This window comes from Arthrobacter sp. HMWF013 (assembly GCF_003061105.1).
Taxonomy (GTDB): Bacteria; Actinomycetota; Actinomycetes; order Actinomycetales; family Micrococcaceae; genus Arthrobacter.
Genome location: NZ_QAIQ01000714.1, coordinates 1 through 1202 on the forward strand (window position 1 = coordinate 1; position 1202 = coordinate 1202).

A 1202-nucleotide genomic window follows, 5' to 3' on the forward strand; every position below is an offset into this window, starting at 1 on the left:
TCCAAGTCCTGGCCGTCAACGCCCCCTATGTCCCGACAGGTGCGATAGGCACCATGCCCCCGGAAGCCCGCCTGCATGAAAAACGACTGGCGCTTGATGGCGGGCCGGACGGTCTTGATTTCCACCGTCGTCTTGCCGACGGGGCATCGGAGTGGCTCCACCCGGGCGGCAGCCTCATCCTGGAGACCAGCCAAAGGCAAGCTGATCAGACGGCCGCGATTTTGGCCGATGCAGGTCTGGCTGTCCGGATCGTCCGCTCTGAGGAGCTCGACGGCACAGTGGTTGTTGGCGTTGGCAGTGGCATTGGCCCTGGGCTGGGCTGACTGGATCAGATGATTCCTAGCGGCTGGCGGTCGACGCTCGAACGCTGATCCACAAAGTTCGTTTCCCGTGTGTGCTCAACCCAATGTGCTCAACCCAATGTGCTCAACCTGAAGTAATCAACCTGAAGTACTCAGCCCGAATTTCTCATCCGCCCGGTGCTCTTACCGGCGAGCTCTGTCGGCGCAGGTTTGAGCCGGGTGACCGGCAACGCTCTCGGCGCATGGTTGAGCTGGCTGCGCTATTCGCGTGGGGGTGGTGGGGATGGTTTGAAGTAGTGGTTTTGTTGGGGTTTTTGGGTGGGGTCGATGTGGCGTGGGGGTGTGTACCAGGGGGTGCCGTGTTGGGTGGTGATGGTCCATTGTTCTTTGTGGATGAGGTGGTGGTGGTGTGAGCAGAGGAGGGTGCCGTTGGTGGTGTTGGTGGGGCCGTTGTTGGACCAGTAGGTGATGTGGTGGGCTTCGCACCAGGGGGCTGGGATGGTGCAGTTGGGGAAGGTGCAGCCTTGGTCGCGGGCGGTGAGGGCGAGGCGTTGGGCGGGGGTGAAGAGGCGGGTTTTGCGGCCGAGGTCCAGGATTTCGCTGTTGGTGCCGAGCAGGACGGGGATGATGTCGGCGTCGCAGGCGAGTTTGCGCAGGGTGGTGGCGGCGACGGGGCCGGTGAAGGTGTAGTTGCCCGTCCCTGACCTTGTCCCCGTCTCTGTCCGTGTTCCTATCCCTGTCTCTGTCCCTGGCTCGGTGCCCGTGCCTGGGCGCGTTTTGGTGGTGATGTTGGTGCCGGTCGCGGTGGCGGTGGTGGTTGCGTCCGCGGGGTGGGGGAGGAGGTCTTGGTAGTGGATGGTGGCGAGGATTTGGGGGCGGTTTCCGCCGGTGATGGGCAGG

Annotated in this window: 1 protein-coding gene and 1 pseudogene; one reads left to right on the top strand and one right to left on the bottom strand. The window is 63.4% G+C overall.

Annotated elements, in window-relative coordinates; translation table 11 throughout:
• Positions 1-323 (top strand): annotated as a pseudogene (locus DBR22_RS23085) (putative protein N(5)-glutamine methyltransferase); the annotation flags it as partial.
• A 239-nt stretch (positions 324-562) separates the two neighbouring features.
• Here the strand turns inward: DBR22_RS23085 and DBR22_RS23090 are convergent.
• A partial coding sequence (locus tag DBR22_RS23090; protein ID WP_146187641.1) for an HNH endonuclease signature motif containing protein occupies positions 563-1202 on the bottom strand: 640 nt, incomplete at its 5' end.